General features: G+C 75.1%; 14 protein-coding genes. 5 read left to right on the forward strand and 9 right to left on the reverse strand.

The annotated features are described in order from the left end of the window. Nucleotides 1-178 precede the first annotated feature (178 nt). The 6 genes from ACSNOK_RS08270 to ACSNOK_RS08295 form a co-directional block, all read right to left on the reverse strand. A complete protein-coding gene (locus ACSNOK_RS08270; RefSeq protein ID WP_436779937.1) occupies nt 179-976 on the reverse strand; it encodes a type III pantothenate kinase in 798 nt (265 codons plus the stop codon). Further along, a complete protein-coding gene (gene nadC / locus ACSNOK_RS08275; protein ID WP_436779938.1) occupies nt 976-1,989 on the reverse strand; it encodes a carboxylating nicotinate-nucleotide diphosphorylase in 1,014 nt (337 codons plus the stop codon). The genes ACSNOK_RS08270 and nadC overlap by 1 nt, the downstream gene beginning before the upstream one ends. After that, a complete protein-coding gene (locus ACSNOK_RS08280; protein WP_436779939.1) occupies nt 1,986-3,683 on the reverse strand; it encodes an L-aspartate oxidase in 1,698 nt (565 codons plus the stop codon). Before ACSNOK_RS08280 ends, nadC begins: the two co-directional genes overlap by 4 nt. After that, nucleotides 3,680-4,567 (reverse strand): pantoate--beta-alanine ligase, encoded by an 888-nt coding sequence (gene panC / locus ACSNOK_RS08285; RefSeq protein WP_436779940.1) that lies wholly within the window; start codon nt 4,565-4,567, stop codon nt 3,680-3,682. Before panC ends, ACSNOK_RS08280 begins: the two co-directional genes overlap by 4 nt. After that, nucleotides 4,564-5,547 (reverse strand): Rossmann-like and DUF2520 domain-containing protein, encoded by a 984-nt coding sequence (locus tag ACSNOK_RS08290; protein ID WP_436779941.1) that lies wholly within the window; start codon nt 5,545-5,547, stop codon nt 4,564-4,566. Before ACSNOK_RS08290 ends, panC begins: the two co-directional genes overlap by 4 nt. A 548-nt stretch (nt 5,548-6,095) precedes the next feature. Continuing rightward, complete coding sequence (locus ACSNOK_RS08295) at nt 6,096-6,353, reverse strand: hypothetical protein (RefSeq protein ID WP_436779942.1); 258 nt, start codon at nt 6,351-6,353, stop codon at nt 6,096-6,098. Between the two features lie 100 nt (nt 6,354-6,453). Between ACSNOK_RS08295 and ACSNOK_RS08300 the strand changes: the two genes are divergently transcribed. After that, nucleotides 6,454-7,578: a DUF5937 family protein gene (locus tag ACSNOK_RS08300; RefSeq protein WP_436779943.1), complete on the forward strand. Its 1,125-nt coding sequence runs from the start codon at nt 6,454-6,456 to the stop codon at nt 7,576-7,578. 28 nt (nt 7,579-7,606) lie between these two features. Here the strand turns inward: ACSNOK_RS08300 and ACSNOK_RS08305 are convergent, their stop codons facing one another. Next, nucleotides 7,607-8,209 carry a short chain dehydrogenase gene (locus ACSNOK_RS08305; RefSeq protein WP_436779944.1) on the reverse strand — a complete coding sequence of 201 codons (603 nt, stop codon included), beginning with the start codon at nt 8,207-8,209 and terminating at the stop codon, nt 7,607-7,609. Between the two features lie 199 nt (nt 8,210-8,408). Here ACSNOK_RS08305 and ACSNOK_RS08310 point away from each other — a divergent pair, with 199 nt between their 5' ends. Both ACSNOK_RS08310 and ACSNOK_RS08315 read left to right on the forward strand, forming a co-directional pair. Continuing rightward, nucleotides 8,409-9,281 (forward strand): LysR substrate-binding domain-containing protein, encoded by an 873-nt coding sequence (locus tag ACSNOK_RS08310; RefSeq protein ID WP_436779945.1) that lies wholly within the window; start codon nt 8,409-8,411, stop codon nt 9,279-9,281. A gap of 59 nt (nt 9,282-9,340) precedes the next feature. Continuing rightward, nucleotides 9,341-9,928 carry an HXXEE domain-containing protein gene (locus ACSNOK_RS08315; RefSeq protein WP_436779946.1) on the forward strand — a complete coding sequence of 196 codons (588 nt, stop codon included), beginning with the start codon at nt 9,341-9,343 and terminating at the stop codon, nt 9,926-9,928. 22 nt (nt 9,929-9,950) lie between these two features. Here the strand turns inward: ACSNOK_RS08315 and ACSNOK_RS08320 are convergent, their stop codons facing one another. Both ACSNOK_RS08320 and ACSNOK_RS08325 read right to left on the reverse strand, forming a co-directional pair. After that, entirely contained in the window at nt 9,951-10,634 is a 684-nt protein-coding gene (locus ACSNOK_RS08320; RefSeq protein WP_436779947.1) for a response regulator, read from the reverse strand. Nucleotides 10,635-10,690: 56 nt separating this feature from the next. Further along, nucleotides 10,691-11,896 (reverse strand): sensor histidine kinase, encoded by a 1,206-nt coding sequence (locus ACSNOK_RS08325; protein ID WP_436779948.1) that lies wholly within the window; start codon nt 11,894-11,896, stop codon nt 10,691-10,693. A 150-nt stretch (nt 11,897-12,046) separates the two neighbouring features. On the opposite strand from ACSNOK_RS08325, the gene ACSNOK_RS08330 reads away from it, so the two are divergent. After that, nucleotides 12,047-13,066, forward strand: coding sequence for an SAM-dependent methyltransferase (locus ACSNOK_RS08330; protein ID WP_436779949.1), 1,020 nt, complete (start codon nt 12,047-12,049; stop codon nt 13,064-13,066). 12 nt (nt 13,067-13,078) lie between these two features. After that, the gene (locus tag ACSNOK_RS08335; protein WP_436779950.1) at nt 13,079-14,221 is read left to right on the forward strand and encodes an NADH-quinone oxidoreductase subunit D; all 1,143 of its coding nucleotides are present in this window, start codon (nt 13,079-13,081) and stop codon (nt 14,219-14,221) included. Nucleotides 14,222-14,313: the final 92 nt, after the last annotated feature.

Below are 14,313 nucleotides of genomic sequence, written 5' to 3' on the forward strand. Positions count from 1 at the left end.
GAACACGCCCCCGTTTCCCGCTCGGACGGGCCGCCGCGGCCCGGGGCCGGGAGGCTCGACGCCCCCGGCCCGGCCGCCGGAACGGACCGGAGCCCGCCCGGTCCGACGGCCGCTGCCGCGACGGGCCCGACGGCCGCTGCCGGCCGCCGGCGTGGCGGACCCGGAGACCCGCCCGGCCCTACGCCCGCGCCACGTTCCGCTCGTACACCAGCCGGAGCCCGATCAGCGTCAGCCACGGCTCGTGCTCGTCGATCACCGTGGCCTCGGCGAGCACCAGCGGCGCCAGGCCGCCGGTCGCGATGACGGTGACGTCGTCGGGGTCGTCCGCGAGCTCCCGCGCCATGCGGTTGACGACGCCGTCCACCTGGCCGGCGAAGCCGTGGATGATGCCGGACTGCATCGCCTCGACGGTGTTCTTGCCGATCACGCTGCGCGGCCGGGCCAGTTCGATCTTGCGGAGCTGGGCGCCCTTGACGCCCAGCGCCTCCACGGAGATCTCGATGCCGGGCGCGATCACGCCGCCCACGTACTCGCCGCGCGCGCTCACCGCGTCGAAGGTGGTGGCCGTGCCGAAGTCGACGACGATGGCGGGGCCGTCGTAGAGCTCGACCGCGGCGACCGCGTTGATGATGCGGTCCGCGCCGACCTCCTTGGGGTTGTCCATGAGGATCGGCACGCCGGTCTTCACACCGGGCTCGACCAGGACGGCCGGGACGTCGCCGTAGTAGCGGCGGGTCACCTCGCGCATCTCGTGCAGCACCGAGGGGACGGTGGAGCAGATGGCGATGCCCTCGATGCCGTCGCCCAGGTCGTCACCGAGCAGCGGGTGGCGGCCCATGAGGCCCTGGAAGAGGACGGCGAGCTCGTCGGCGGTGCGCCGGGGGTCGGTGGAGATCCGCCAGTGCTCGACGATCTCCTCGCCGTCGAAGAGGCCGAGGACGGTCTGGGTGTTGCCGACGTCGATGGTGAGCAGCATCAGGCGCCGCCCCCCTGCTCCCCGAGACCCTGCTCCCGCAGGTCCAGGCCGATGTCCAGGATCGGCGAGGAGTGCGTGAGCGCGCCGACGGCCAGGTAGTCCACGCCGGTGGCGGCGTACTCGTGGGCGTTGGCCAGGGTGAGGCGGCCCGAGGACTCCAGCCGGGCGCGGCCGGCGACGAGGGCGACGGCCTCGCGGGTGCGCTCCACGCTGAAGTTGTCGAGCATGATCAGGTCGGCGCCCTCGGCGAGGACCGGCGGGATCTGCTCCAGGTGGTCGACCTCCACCTCGATCGGCAGGTCCGGGAACCGCTCGCGGACGGCCCGGAACGCCTCGGCGACGCCGCCGGCCGCGATCACGTGGTTGTCCTTGACCAGCGCGGCGTCCGAGAGGGACATCCGGTGGTTGACGCCGCCGCCGCAGCGGACCGCGTACTTCTCCAGGGCGCGCAGGCCGGGCGTGGTCTTCCGGGTGTCGCGGACGACCGCGCCGGTGCCCTCCAGGACGTCGGCCCAGAGGCGGGTGGCGGTGGCGATGCCGGAGAGGCGGCAGAGCAGGTTGAGCATGCTGCGCTCGGCGGTGAGCAGGTCGCGGGTGCGGGTGGTGACGGACAGCAGGCGCTGTCCGGCGTCGACCCGGTCGCCGTCCTCGACGTGCCGCTCGACCTCGAAGTCGTCGGTGCAGACCACGGAGAGGATCGCCTCGGCGACGCGCAGGCCGGCCACCGTGCCGGCCTCGCGGGCGGTGAAGTCGCCGGTCGCGACGGCGTCCTCGGGGATGGTGGCCACGGAGGTGACGTCCACGCCGCCGTCCAGGTCCTCCTCGACGGCCATGTGCGCGATCTCCTCGACCAGCACCGGGTCCAGGCCGGCGTCCGCGAGCAGCGCCGCGAGGCCGCTGTCGAGCCCGCACTCGTAGGCGGAGCCGCCCTCGCCGCAGGCGCAGTCGCCGCCGCAGCCCGGTTCGTCGGGCAGGGTGGTGAGCCGGTACTGGAGGTCGTCGGGCGTGGTCACGCGGTGCTCCTCGGTGCGGAAGGCGGGGACGGCGGGGAAACCGGGGGGAAGGCGGGCGTCTTGGTGGTGGAGACCGCAAGCGTACGGTCCGGGCGGAGGGTGACGAGGAGGTGGCGGCGCCACCGCTCGTCGTCGCGGTCCGGCCGGTCCTCGCGCCAGTGGCTGCCGCGGGTCTCCTCGCGGCGGAGGGCGGCGGCGACCAGCACGCGGGCCACCAGCAGGAGGTTGGTGGCCTCCCATGCCTCGGTGCCGGGCTCGGCGCTCTTGCCGTCGGTGTGCGCGGCGCGCCCCACGGCGTCCAGCCGGTCGGCCGCCTCGGCGAGGCCGGCGGCGGAGCGCAGGACCCCGGCGCCGCGGGTCATGATCCGCTGGATCGTGTGGCGGTCCTCGGGGGCGACGAGCGGTTCACCCGGGCCGTCCGCCGGTACGGGCTCGCCGGGCGCGGTCTCGTCGGCGGTCACGGCCGCCGCGATGCGCTCCGCGAAGACCAGGCCCTCCAGCAGCGAGTTGGACGCCAGCCGGTTCGCGCCGTGCACGCCGGTGCACGCGACCTCGCCGCACGCGTACAGGCCGGGCACGGTCGTCCGGCCGCGCACATCGGTGCGGACGCCGCCGGACGCGTAGTGCGCGGCGGGGGCGACCGGGATCGGCTGGGTCACCGGGTCGATGCCGTGCGCCCGGCAGGCGGCCAGGATGGTCGGGAAGCGCTCGGCCCACATCGCGGCGCCGAAGTGCCGGGCGTCCAGGAACATGTGGTCGGCGCCGGTCTCCCGCATCCGGCGCATGATCCCCTTCGCGACGATGTCGCGCGGCGCCAGCTCGGCCAGTTCGTGCTGCCCCACCATGAAGCGGACGCCGTCGGCGTCGACGAGGTACGCGCCCTCGCCGCGGACGGCCTCGGAGACCAGCGGCTGCTGGCCCTCGGCGTCCGGGCCGAGCCAGAGCACGGTGGGGTGGAACTGGACGAACTCCAGGTCGGAGACCTCGGCGCCGGCGCGCAGCGCGAGGGCGACGCCGTCGCCGGTGGAGACGGCGGGGTTGGTGGTCGCGGCGAAGACCTGGCCCATGCCGCCGGTGGCCAGCACGACGGCCCGGGCGCGGACGGCGCCGACGCCGTCGTGCTGGCCCTCGCCCATGACGTGCAGCGAGACGCCGGCGGCCCGGCCGTCGGCGTCCTTGAGGAGGTCGAGGACGAGGGCGTGCTCGATGATCCTGACGTCCGCCGCCCGGACGGCCGCGACCAGGGCGCGCGAGACCTCGGCGCCCGTCGCGTCGCCGCCCGCGTGCGTGATGCGGTTGCGGTGGTGGCCGCCCTCGCGGGTCAGCAGGATCTCGCCGGTGACGGGGTCGGTGTCGAAGCGGGCGCCGGTGGCGATCAGCCGGCGGACGGCGTCGGGCCCCTCGGTGACGAGCGCGCGGACGGCCTCCTCGTCGCAGAGGCCGACGCCGGCGACGAGGGTGTCGTCCAGGTGCTGGGCGGGGGTGTCGCCCTCGCCGAGGGCGGCGGCGATGCCGCCCTGGGCCCAGCGGGTGGACCCGGCGTCGAGGCGGGCCTTGGTGACGACCGCGACCCGCCGCCCGGCGGCGGCACAGCGCAGCGCGACCGTGAGGCCGGCGACGCCCGAGCCGATGACGACGACGTCCGCGTCGACGGACCAGCCGGGGCGCGGGGCCGTGAGTCGTATGCCGGTCATGACCGTTCCCCCTGGGTGAAGTCCAGCACGATGTTGTCGATGAGACGGGTGGTGCCGACCTTGGCGGCGACCGCGAGGACCGCCTCGCCGGTGAACCCGCCGGGCACCTCGGTGAAGTCGGCCGGGTCGATCAGGGCCAGGTAGTCGAGGACGACGGGCGGTTCTAGGGTCGCGGCGGCGTCCAGGACCGCGTGGGCGGCCTCGCGGACGGCGGACGGGCCGCGGTCCGCGGCGTCGGCCCCGGCGTTCAGGGCACGCGAGAGCGCCAGGGCGGAGGCCCGGTCGGCGGCCGAGAGGTAGCGGTTGCGGCTGGAGAGGGCCAGGCCGTCGGCCTCGCGGACGGTCGGTACGCCGACGATCTCCACCGGGAAGTTGAGGTCCCGGACCATGCGGCGGATCATCGCCAGCTGCTGGGCGTCCTTCTGCCCGAACAGGGCGATGTCCGGCCGGCTGAGGTGCAGCAGCTTGGCGACGACCGTCAGCACGCCGTCGAAGTGGCCGGGGCGGTGGGCGCCTTCGAGGCGTTCGCCCATGGGCCCCGCGCTGATCCGCACCTCCGGCTCGCCGCCGGGGTAGACCTCGGCGACGGACGGGGCGAAGACGGCGTCGGCGCCCGACTCCTCGGCCAGCGCGACGTCGGCGTCGAGCGTGCGCGGGTAGCGGTCCAGGTCCTCGTTCGGGCCGAACTGGAGCGGGTTGACGAAGACGGTGACGACGACCTGGCCGTCCGGCCCGGCGAGCCGGCGGGCCTCGCGGATCAGGGTGGCGTGGCCCTCGTGCAGGGCGCCCATGGTCATCACGACGGCGCGGCGGGCCGCGGGGTCGCGCGGGAGGGCGCGGAGCTCCGCGGTGTCCCGTACGAGGCGGATGGTGCCCCTGCTCACTGCTGTCCTCCGTCCGAGGGGCCGGAACCGGCCGCTCCGTTCGTCCCGTCCGTCCCGTTCGGCCCGCCCGCCTCGTTCGCGAGGACACCGAGCAGGGCTTCCGCCGACTCCGGCTTGAGCAGGCCGTGCGCGAGGGCGCGGTCCGCGGTCGTCCGGGCCATCGCCAGGTACCCGGCGACCGCCTGGGGGGCGTGCGTGCGCAGCTCCGCGACGTGGGCGGCGACGGTGCCGGCGTCGCCGCGCGCGACCGGGCCGGTCAGCGCGGCGTCACCGCTGCGCAGCGCGTTGTCGAGGGCGGCGCCGAGCAGCGGGCCGAGCATCCGGGCCGGGTTGCCGACGCCGGCCTTGCCCAGCAGCTCCATCGCCTGGGCGACCAGGGTGACCAGGTGGTTCGCGCCGAGGGCCAGGCCCGCGTGGTAGAGCGGACGGGCGGCCTCGTCGATCCACTCGGGCTCGCCGCCCATCTCGATCACCAGCGCCTCGGCGGCCAGCCGCAGCTCCTCGGGCGCGGTGACGCCGAACGAACAGCCGGCCAGCCGCTGCACGTCCACCGGCGTGCCGGTGAAGGTCATGGCGGGGTGCAGGGCGAGCGGCAGGGCTCCGGCCCGGGTCGCCGGGTCGAGGACGGCCGCGCCGTGCCGGCCGGAGGTGTGGGCGAGGAGCTGCCCGGGGCGGACGGCCCCGGTCTCGGCCAGCCCGGCGACGAGGCCCGGGAGGACGTCGTCCGGGACGGTGAGCAGGACCAGTTCGGCCCGCGCCAGCACCTCGGCGGGCGGGACGACCGGGACGCCCGGCAGGATCTCGGCCGCGCGCCGGAGCGAGGCGTCGGAGACGCCCGAGACGGCGACGGGACGGTGCCCGGCCAGCTGGAGCGACGCGGCGAGGGCGGGGCCCACGCGGCCCGCGCCGACGACGCCGACCGTGAGGCGGGCGGGCCGGTCCTGCGGGCTCGGCCGGTCGGGGGTTGGTTGTGCGTTCACGCGGCGGGGTGCCTTCCGTTCCAGTCCGCGGGGGTACCGGACGATTCCGCTGTCATGCTACGCGCTCCCGATCGGTCGCGAGGAGGACCGGCGACGGGCCGCGGGGAGGGGCGTTGAGGGTCGTCGGCGCGGGCGTCCGGCCGCGCGTCCGCCGGGTCTTGGCCGGGTCCGGTTCCCGCGCCAGGGCAGGGCCCGCTGCCCCCCTCCAGGCCAGCCCGGCCGCTGCCGCGCTCCGGGTCCGGCGTGCCAAGGACGAAGACCGACCCGGCGCGAGGCATCCGGTACCGCCGGGCCGTCGGGAGGAGGCTGAGTGTGGGGCGCCCATCGGCGCTCGACCGGGTCCGCGACCGTGACGCGCGCCGGTCCCGTGACGGGCCGGCGGTGGTGGACCCCCAGGGCCGCCCCGCGCCCCGGGGGTCCCCGGAGGTCCTGCCCGGGTGCTGCCGGGGTGCCTCAGTGCCGCGTCGGGGCCGTCCCAGGCCGGGCCCACGCGCGGGCCGGACCCTCCCCGCGCCACCTCGCGTCCGTACCCGGCGCGCGTCGGCGGCTCAGCACCCCACGGGCCCCCGGCACCCCGCCGGCACCTGGGACGGCACCTGAGGCACCGCCGCCTCGGCGGCCCGCCGTCCCGACGTCCGCCCTCGTCTCCTCCGCCTCACCCGCCCGTCCAGCACGGCCATGAACTCCCGCCACGTGCGGATCTGCCGCACGGCCTCCACCTCGTACGTCCCCGGCGCGGGCGGGGCGGCGACACCCTGCCGGGCCGCGCGGTAGCTGTCGAACATCTGCTGCTGCGTTGCGTCCATGTCTCCACGGTGCGCCGGGCACCGGCCCCGGCGCGCGTCGATTGACGCGGACCGTCAATCGATCACGGGCCGGCCCCGGGAAGCGCTCAGAATGACGGGCATGAGCCTGATGATCGACGTCACGGGTCTGCCGCCCGAGCGTGTCGTCTTCGCCGTGTCGCCCCTCGCCGAGCTGGGACACGCCCTGCACGTCCTGCGGGAGCCCCGGCACCACCCCGGACTGCACGGCTGGGTGACGGCCACGCTGGCCGGTCTCAAGCCGGACCTCGCGGACCGGCTCTGCGAGGCGGACTTCCTGTGGACGACGGTGATATCCGACGTCTTCGGCGCCTTCGCCGCACTGCCCGACACCGGAGGGCGCCCGGGCGCCACGCTCAAGGACGAACTGGACCTGCTCGACCGGCTCGACGACGAGCAATTCGTCTCGGCGGCGCTGGAACTCACCTGCTCCAACTACTACTCCCCGGGCACCGCGTCACCGCTGCGGGACGAGGCGGCCCGCGACCGGGCTCTGGAGCGGGCGGCGGCCCGGGGCCCCCGAGGGCTGGAGTTCGCCCGCCGCACGCTGGACGACCCGCAGGGTGTCAGGGTCTGGCTGCGCCGCCTGTTCGAGGACTGCGAGGAGGCGTTCTTCGCCGACGTCTGGCGCCGGGGCGCCCTGCAGCTCGCGGCCGACGCCCGGCACAAGTCGGAGGTGCTGCGGCGCAAGGGCCTGCGCGAGGCGCTGACCGAGGTGTCACCCGCCGTCACCCTGGAGGAGGACGCGGCCGGCACCCGGATCCACGTGGACAAGCTGACGTCCGGCCGGGCCACGGCCCTCGACCCGGCGGCGGGCCCCGGCGTCACGCTCCTTCCGACCACCCTCGGCTGGCCCCACCTGCTGGTGCTCTACGCCCCGGGGTGGCGGCCGGCGATCTTCTACCCGATCGGCTCCCCGGAGGCGGCCGGCCCCGCTTCCCTGGAGCTGATCGAACGCCGGCTGGAGGCCCTGGCCCATCCGATGCGGCTGCGGATGTGCCGGTGGCTGGCGCGCAGCGCGTGCACCACCGGCGAGCTGGCCGCCGAGCACAACATCAGCGCGCCCGAGGCCTCGCGCCACATCAAGGTGCTGAAGAAGGCGGGCCTGATCACGACCCGGCGCCGGGGGCGGTACGTCCTGCACCAGCTGGACCTGACGGTGGTGGCGCGGCTGGGGAGCGACTTCCTGGAAGGGGTCCTGCGGTAGGACCCCCCGGGATCCACCCGGCCGAGGCTCAGTAGCCGACCCGGAACGTCCTTCCCGTCAGCCGCCCCTCGATCGACCGCACGTACGCCCGCGCCACCTGCTCCGCGGGCACGGTCTCCATCCCGGGGAACGCGCTGTCGTACGCGTCCGCGGACTCCGCGACGACGCCCGGGCTCACGGCGTTCACCCGCTGCGGCGCCAGCTCCACCGCCGCCGCGCGGACGAAGGCGTCGACAGCGCCGTTGGCCGCCGCGGCGGCCGCGCCCGCGGGAATGGGATCGTGCGTGAGCAGGCCGGTGACCAGCGTGAACGAACCGTCGGGGGCGATGTGACGGGCGCCCTGGCGGACCAGTTCGAGCTGGCTCAGGGCCTTGCTCCGCAGCGTGGCGGCGAGGTCGTCGTACGTCAGGGCACCGAGCGGCGCGAAGACGGCGTCGCCGGCGGCGACGGCGACCGCGTCCAGCCCGTCGACCTGCTCGTAGAGCCGGCTGACGGCGGCGGGATCGGAGACATCGGCGCGCAGGTCGCCGCCGGTGCGACCGACGGTCACGACCCGGTGGCCGCGCCCGGTCAGGACGGTGTGGACGGCGCGGCCGATGGTGCCGGCGGCGCCGACGAGGAGGATCTTCACGGTTTTCTCTTTCACGAAGTCACGAGGTCACGAGGTCACGGGGTCATGGGGTCATGAAGTCACGGGGGCCCCGGGCCACAAGGCCATGACGTCACGAGGCCATGACGTCACGAGCTGCGGACCGGCTGCCGAACCCGACCGTACGAAGCCCGCCGCGCCCCCGGAAATGCCGTCTGGGCAGGCACTATGCTTCCCGCGCATGGATGTGGAACTGCGTCATCTCCGGGCCCTCGTGACCATTGCCGACGAAGGCACCGTCACGGCCGCGGCCGCCCGGCTGCACCTGACGCAGCCGGCCCTGTCCCGCACCCTCGCCCGGCTGGAGCACCACGTCGGCGTCACCCTGGTCGACCGCTCCTCCCGCCGGCTCGCCCTCACTCCGGCCGGGCGCACGCTGTACGAGCACGGGCGGGCGATCCTCGCCCACGTCGACGCCGCCCTCGCCGACACCGCCGCCGTCTCCCGCCCGCTGCGCCTGGGCTACTCCTGCGCGGTGCTCGGCCGGTCCACCGTCCCGCTGGTGCGGTCCTGGCGGCGCGACCACCCGCACGTCCCGCTGGAACTGCGCCGCCGGGACGAGGGCACCGCCGGGCTGGCCACCGGCGAGACCGACGCGGCCGTGATCCGCGCCGACCCCGGCGACCCGCGGCTGCGCGTCATCCCGCTCTACACGGAGGACCGCTTCGCCGCCCTGCCCGACAACCACCCGCTGGCCGCGCGGCCGGAGGTCACCCTCGCCGAGCTCTCCGGCGAGACCCTGACGCTGTGGCGCGAGGACAGCACCTCGGGGCCGGCGCTGTGGGGCCGGGAGCGGCGGCCGGCGACCGGGACCGCTGTGCAGGACGTCGACGAGTGGCTGAACGTCATCGCCGTCGGCGACAGCATCGGCGTCGCCGCCGCGGGCACCGCCGAGAGCCACGCCCACCCCGGAGTGCGCTTCGTCCGGATCTCCGACGCGGAGCCCGCCGTCGTATACCTGGCCCACCCCACACAGCCCACGCATCCCAGCACGCACGACCTGGTGCTGGCGGTGAAGGAGCTGGTGAGCGCGGACGTGACCCCCGTGGCCTGAGCCACAACCGGGACGCGAGGGGGTGACGAGCTCAAAGCGGCCCGCCAGACTGGCCGTTCATGACGGAGCACACAGCGGGACCGGACCCGGACACCCTCACGGCCGGCCGCCCGGCGGCCGGACCCCTCGGCCCCGCCGCCACCCTCGGCCTCCTCGCCGCCTGGGCCGTACACGACGCCGAGGAACTGGCGGCGATGAACCGCTTCGTCCGCACCCGCGTCCCGGAGCTGCGGGCCCGCCACCCGAGGGTGCCGGAACGGGCCTGGCGCGCCGTCGAGTCCATGGGCGGGCGGGAGTTCCCCGTCGCCGTCGCGGCGATGGCCGTGTTCGTCGGCGCCGCGGCGGCCGAGGGACGGCGGACGGGCGGGCGCTCCGCGTTCTACCAGGCCGCCCTGGACGGCTTCGGCCTGCACGGCCTCGTCCACCTGGCCCAGGCGGCGGCGACCCGCGGCTACACGCCCGGCGTCGCCACCACCCCGCTGGTCGTCCTGCCGTTCACGCTGTGGGCCCGGGGGCGGCTGCGCCGGGCGGGAGTCCTGCGGCCGTCGGCTCCCCGGCGGGCGGCGGCCGGGCTGGCCGTCGCGGGGGCGGCGGCCTTCGGCTCGCACGCGCTGACGCGGCGGGTCCTGCGGGCGGCCGGGCGCTGAACCCGGGACCCGGCGGGGCGTCTCAGCCGGCGCCGCCCCCGGCCCGTACCAGCCCGCTCTCGTAGGCCATCACCACCACCTGCACCCGGTCCCGCAGCCCGAGCTTGGTCAGGATGCGGCCGACGTGCGTCTTGACCGTCGCCTCCGAGAGGACGAGGCGCGCCGCGATCTCCCCGTTCGACAGCCCCTGGGCGACGAGCAGCATCACCTCGCGTTCGCGGCCCGTCAGCCGGTCGAGGTCGGCGTGGGCGGGCTCGCGCGCGGAGCCGGGCAGCATGGGGGTGAAACGGTCCAGCAGCCGGCGGGTGGTGCTGGGCGCCACCACCGCGTCGCCGCTGTACACCGAGCGGATCGCGCCCAGCAGTTCCGCCGGCGGCACGTCCTTGAGCATAAAGCCGCTGGCCCCGACCTTGAGCGCCGAGAACGCGTACTCGTCCAGGTCGAACGTGGTCAGGATCAGCACCTTGGGCGCCCGCTCGCGGTCCTGCGGGGCGCAGATGCGGCGGGTGGCCTCCACGCCGTCCATCCGCGGCATACGGACGTCCATCAGCACCACGTCCACCTCGGTGCCCGCCAGCACCTCCAGGGCCTCCGCGCCGTCACCGGCCTCGGCGACGACCTCCATGTCGGGCTGGGCGGCCAGCACCATGCGGAAGCCGGTGCGCAACAGCACCTGGTCGTCGACGAGCATCACGCGGATCGCCATGCGGGGGTCCCTTTCGAGGATCGTGTTCGGAGTGAAGCGGAGGGGGTGCCGGGCGCTCAGCGGCCCGGTTTGGCGGGCAGGAGCACACTGATCCGGAATCCTCCGCCGGGACGCGGCCCCGCGTCCAGCGTGCCCCCGACCATGCCGACGCGCTCCCGCATCCCGATCAGCCCGTGGCCCATGCCGTCGACGCCGCCCGACTCGTACAGCTCGTGCTGCGCGCCCCGGCCGTCGTCCTCGACGAGCAGCCCGAGCCCGTCGTCGAAGTAGGTGAGCCGGACGCTGGCACCGGCGTCCGGGCCGCCGTGTTTGCGGGTGTTGGTCAGGGCCTCCTGCACGATGCGGTAGGCGGTCAGCTCCACGCCGCTCGGCAGCGGCCGGGCGCTGCCCTCGACCCGGTAGTCGACCGGCAGGCCGGCGCCGCGCACCTGCTCGACGAGCTCCTCGATCTGCTCGACGTCGGGCTGCGGCACGTACTCGCCGGCCGGCGCGGAGCCGTCCTCGGTGCGCAGCACGCCCAGCAGCCGGCGCATCTCGGCGAGCGCCTGGCGGCCGGTGCCGGAGATGGTCTCCAGCGCCTGCTTGGCCTGCTCGGGGGAGGAGTCGAGGACGTAGGCGGCACCGTCCGCCTGCACCACCATGACGGAGACGTTGTGCGCGACGACGTCGTGCAGCTCGCGGGCGATCCGGGCGCGTTCGGCGGTCACCGCCATCTTCGCCTGCTGCTCGCGCTCCTTCTCCAGCCGCGTGGCCCGCTCCTCCAGCTGGTCCCAGTAGGCGCGGCGAGTCCGCATCCGGTCGCCGAGCACCCAGGAGAGGAGGAAGGGGAAGGCGGCGAAGGCGAGGCCGAGGAGGTCGTGGGTGAGGGAGTCGCTGGAGTTGTCCGGCCAGCGCCAGAGGTACAGGACGGGCGCCGCCAGGCCGCCGCCCAGCGCCACCCGCGAGGCCCAGCGGCGGGTACCGGACGCGACCGTGTAGACGATCACCAGCATGGGGACGTCGTAGATGTTGGCCTCGATGCCGAACACCAGCTGGGCCAGCCCCACGGCGATCGCCAGGATCAGCATCTTCTCCGGCATCCGGCGCCGCAGCGCCAGCACCGTGCACATGAGCAGCGAGACGCCGACCATGCCGACCCGGTGGAGGGGGCTCACCATCCCGCTGTCGGTCATCGTCAGGGCGCACAGCCCCAGCAGCAACACGGCCCAGAAGCTGTCCACACCTGTGGGGTGTCTGCGGAGGAATTCATAGAGGCGGTGCACGTCACCCAGCGTAGGCACCCCGCCCCTGTGCCGGGGTCCCTCCGGCGATCGATCCGGGCCCGTTCCGCCTACTCCCCAAGGTGGAGGGACGCGGAGAGCGCCGGGTGACGCGGGAGCATGCGAACGGCCGGGGGCGCATAGCGTGGGGCCATGACATCCGGGACGCGCACCTGGCGGGCGGCGGCGGAAGCCGCCCTGTACGGACCCCACGGCTTCTATCGACGCCCGGAGGGTCCCGCCGGCCACTTCCGCACCTCCGTGCACGCGTCCGCGCTGTACGCGGGCGCGGTCGCCGAACTGCTGCGGAGGGTCGACCGCGCCCTGGGCTCACCGGAGGAACTGGCCTTCGTCGACATGGGCGCCGGGCGCGGCGAACTGACCGCCGGAGTGCTCGCGCAGTGCCCGCCCGAACTGGCCGGACGGCTCCGCCCGTACGCCGTGGAGCGCGCCGGCCGCCCCGACGGACTGGACGAGCGCGTCGTCTGGCGGGACGCGCCACCCGAAGGGGTGAGCGGCCTCCTCTTCGCCAACGAGTGGCTGGACAACGTCCCTGTGGACGTCGTCGAGACGGACGGCGGCGGGACCCCGCGCCAGGTGCTCGTCCAGGAGGACGGCGAGGAGCTGCCCGGCGACCCGGTGTCGGGCGCGGACGCAGCGTGGCTCGCCCGCTGGTGGCCCCTGGAGGGCGCGCCGCCGGGCAGCCGCGCCGAGATCGGCCGGACGCGGGACGAGGCGTGGGCCCGGGCGGTCGGCACCCTGCGGTCCGGCCTGGCGGTGGCCGTCGACTACGCCCACGAGCGCGCCGGCCGCCCGCCGTTCGGCACCCTCACCGGCTTCCGGGAGGGCCGGGAGGTCCGTCCGGTACCCGACGGCAGTTGCGACATCACCGCGCACGTGGCCCTCGACGCCTGCGCCGGACCCGGCGCGACGCTGCTCAGCCAGCGCGCCGCGCTCCGCGCCCTGGGCGTGGACGGCCGCCGGCCGCCGCTCACCCTGGCCTCCTCCGATCCCGCCGCCTACGTACGGGCCCTCGGGGCGGCGAGCGAGGCGGGCGAACTGACCTCGCCGGGCGGCATGGGCGGCTTCCGCTGGCTGCTCCAGCCCGTCGGCCCGGAGTGCGCGGACCTCCTCACGGAGGACACGAGCGCGCGACCGCCCTGGCACGGCTGAGAAACTGTTCCCATGACGGAGACGACAGTCGGCATCGGCGGCGCGGCGGAGAGCACCGACATGGTGCTCAACATCGGCCCGCAGCACCCCTCCACCCACGGAGTGCTGCGGCTGCGCCTCGTCCTCGACGGAGAGCGCGTACGCAGCGCCGAGCCGGTGATCGGTTATATGCACCGGGGCGCGGAGAAGCTGTTCGAGGCGCGCGACTACCGCCAGATCGTCATGCTCGCCAACCGCCACGACTGGCTGTCCGCGTTCTCCAACGAGCTCGGCGTCGTCATGGCCGTCGAGCGCATGCTGGGCATGGAGGTGCCCGAGCGCGCGGTGTGGCTGCGCACCCTGCTGGCCGAGCTGAACCGCGTCCTCAACCACCTGATGTTCCTCGGCTCCTACCCGCTGGAGCTGGGCGGCATCACGCCCGTCTTCCACGCCTTCCGCGAGCGCGAGGTGCTCCAAGCGGTCTTGGAGGAGGTCTCCGGCGGCCGCATGCACTACATGTTCAACCGCGTCGGCGGCCTCAAGGAGGACCTGCCCGCCGGCTGGACGGGCCGCGCCCGGCAGGCCGTCGCCGAGGTCCGCTCGCGGATGGACGTCCACGAGCGGCTCGTCCTCGGCAACGAGATCTTCCGCGGCCGGACGCGCGGCGTCGGCGTCCTCTCCCGCGAGGCCGTGCACGCCTACGGGGTGAGCGGCCCGATCGCCCGCGCCTCGGGCGTCGACTTCGACCTGCGGCGCGACGAGCCGTACCTGGCCTACGGGGAGCTGACGGACGTCCTGAAGGTCGTCACCCGCGAGGAGGGCGACTGCCTGGCGCGCTTCGAGTGCCTGCTGGACCAGACGCACAACGCGCTCGACCTGGCCGACGCCTGCCTCGACCGCCTCGCCGACCTCCCGCCCGGCCCGGTCAACCAGCGCCTCCCCAAGGTCCTCAAGGCTCCGGAGGGCGCTACGTACGCGTGGACCGAGAACCCGCTCGGGCTCAACGGGTACTACCTCGTCTCCAAGGGCGAGAAGACGCCGTACCGGCTGAAGCTGCGTTCCGCTTCGTACAACAACATCCAGGCGCTGGTGGAGCTGCTGCCCGGGACGCTGGTCGCGGACATGGTGGCGATTCTGGGGTCGCTGTTCTTCGTGGTGGGGGACATCGACAAGTAGACGGCGCCTGCGGCGGGCTGTGCCCCGGACCCGCCCTCTCACCGTTTCTTGCGGGGGCGAGCCCCCGCACCCCCGAAGCGCCCTCCGGGCGC

Source organism: Streptomyces sp. URMC 126 (genome assembly GCF_051386555.1).
GTDB lineage: Bacteria > Actinomycetota > Actinomycetes > Streptomycetales > Streptomycetaceae > Streptomyces.

Excerpts from the sequence above, each read along its gene's own strand:
- ACSNOK_RS08270 (WP_436779937.1), bottom strand. The coding sequence starts at position 976 with ATGCTGCTCACCATCGACGTCGGCAACACCCAGACCGTCCTCGGCCTC.
- ACSNOK_RS08280 (WP_436779939.1), bottom strand. The coding sequence starts at position 3,683 with ATGACCGGCATACGACTCACGGCCCCGCGCCCCGGCTGGTCCGTCGAC.
- ACSNOK_RS08295 (WP_436779942.1), bottom strand. The coding sequence starts at position 6,353 with ATGGACGCAACGCAGCAGCAGATGTTCGACAGCTACCGCGCGGCCCGG.
- ACSNOK_RS08300 (WP_436779943.1), top strand. The coding sequence starts at position 6,454 with ATGAGCCTGATGATCGACGTCACGGGTCTGCCGCCCGAGCGTGTCGTC.
- ACSNOK_RS08310 (WP_436779945.1), top strand. The coding sequence starts at position 8,409 with ATGGATGTGGAACTGCGTCATCTCCGGGCCCTCGTGACCATTGCCGAC.
- ACSNOK_RS08315 (WP_436779946.1), top strand. The coding sequence starts at position 9,341 with ATGACGGAGCACACAGCGGGACCGGACCCGGACACCCTCACGGCCGGC.
- ACSNOK_RS08320 (WP_436779947.1), bottom strand. The coding sequence starts at position 10,634 with ATGGCGATCCGCGTGATGCTCGTCGACGACCAGGTGCTGTTGCGCACC.
- ACSNOK_RS08330 (WP_436779949.1), top strand. The coding sequence starts at position 12,047 with ATGACATCCGGGACGCGCACCTGGCGGGCGGCGGCGGAAGCCGCCCTG.
- ACSNOK_RS08335 (WP_436779950.1), top strand. The coding sequence starts at position 13,079 with ATGACGGAGACGACAGTCGGCATCGGCGGCGCGGCGGAGAGCACCGAC.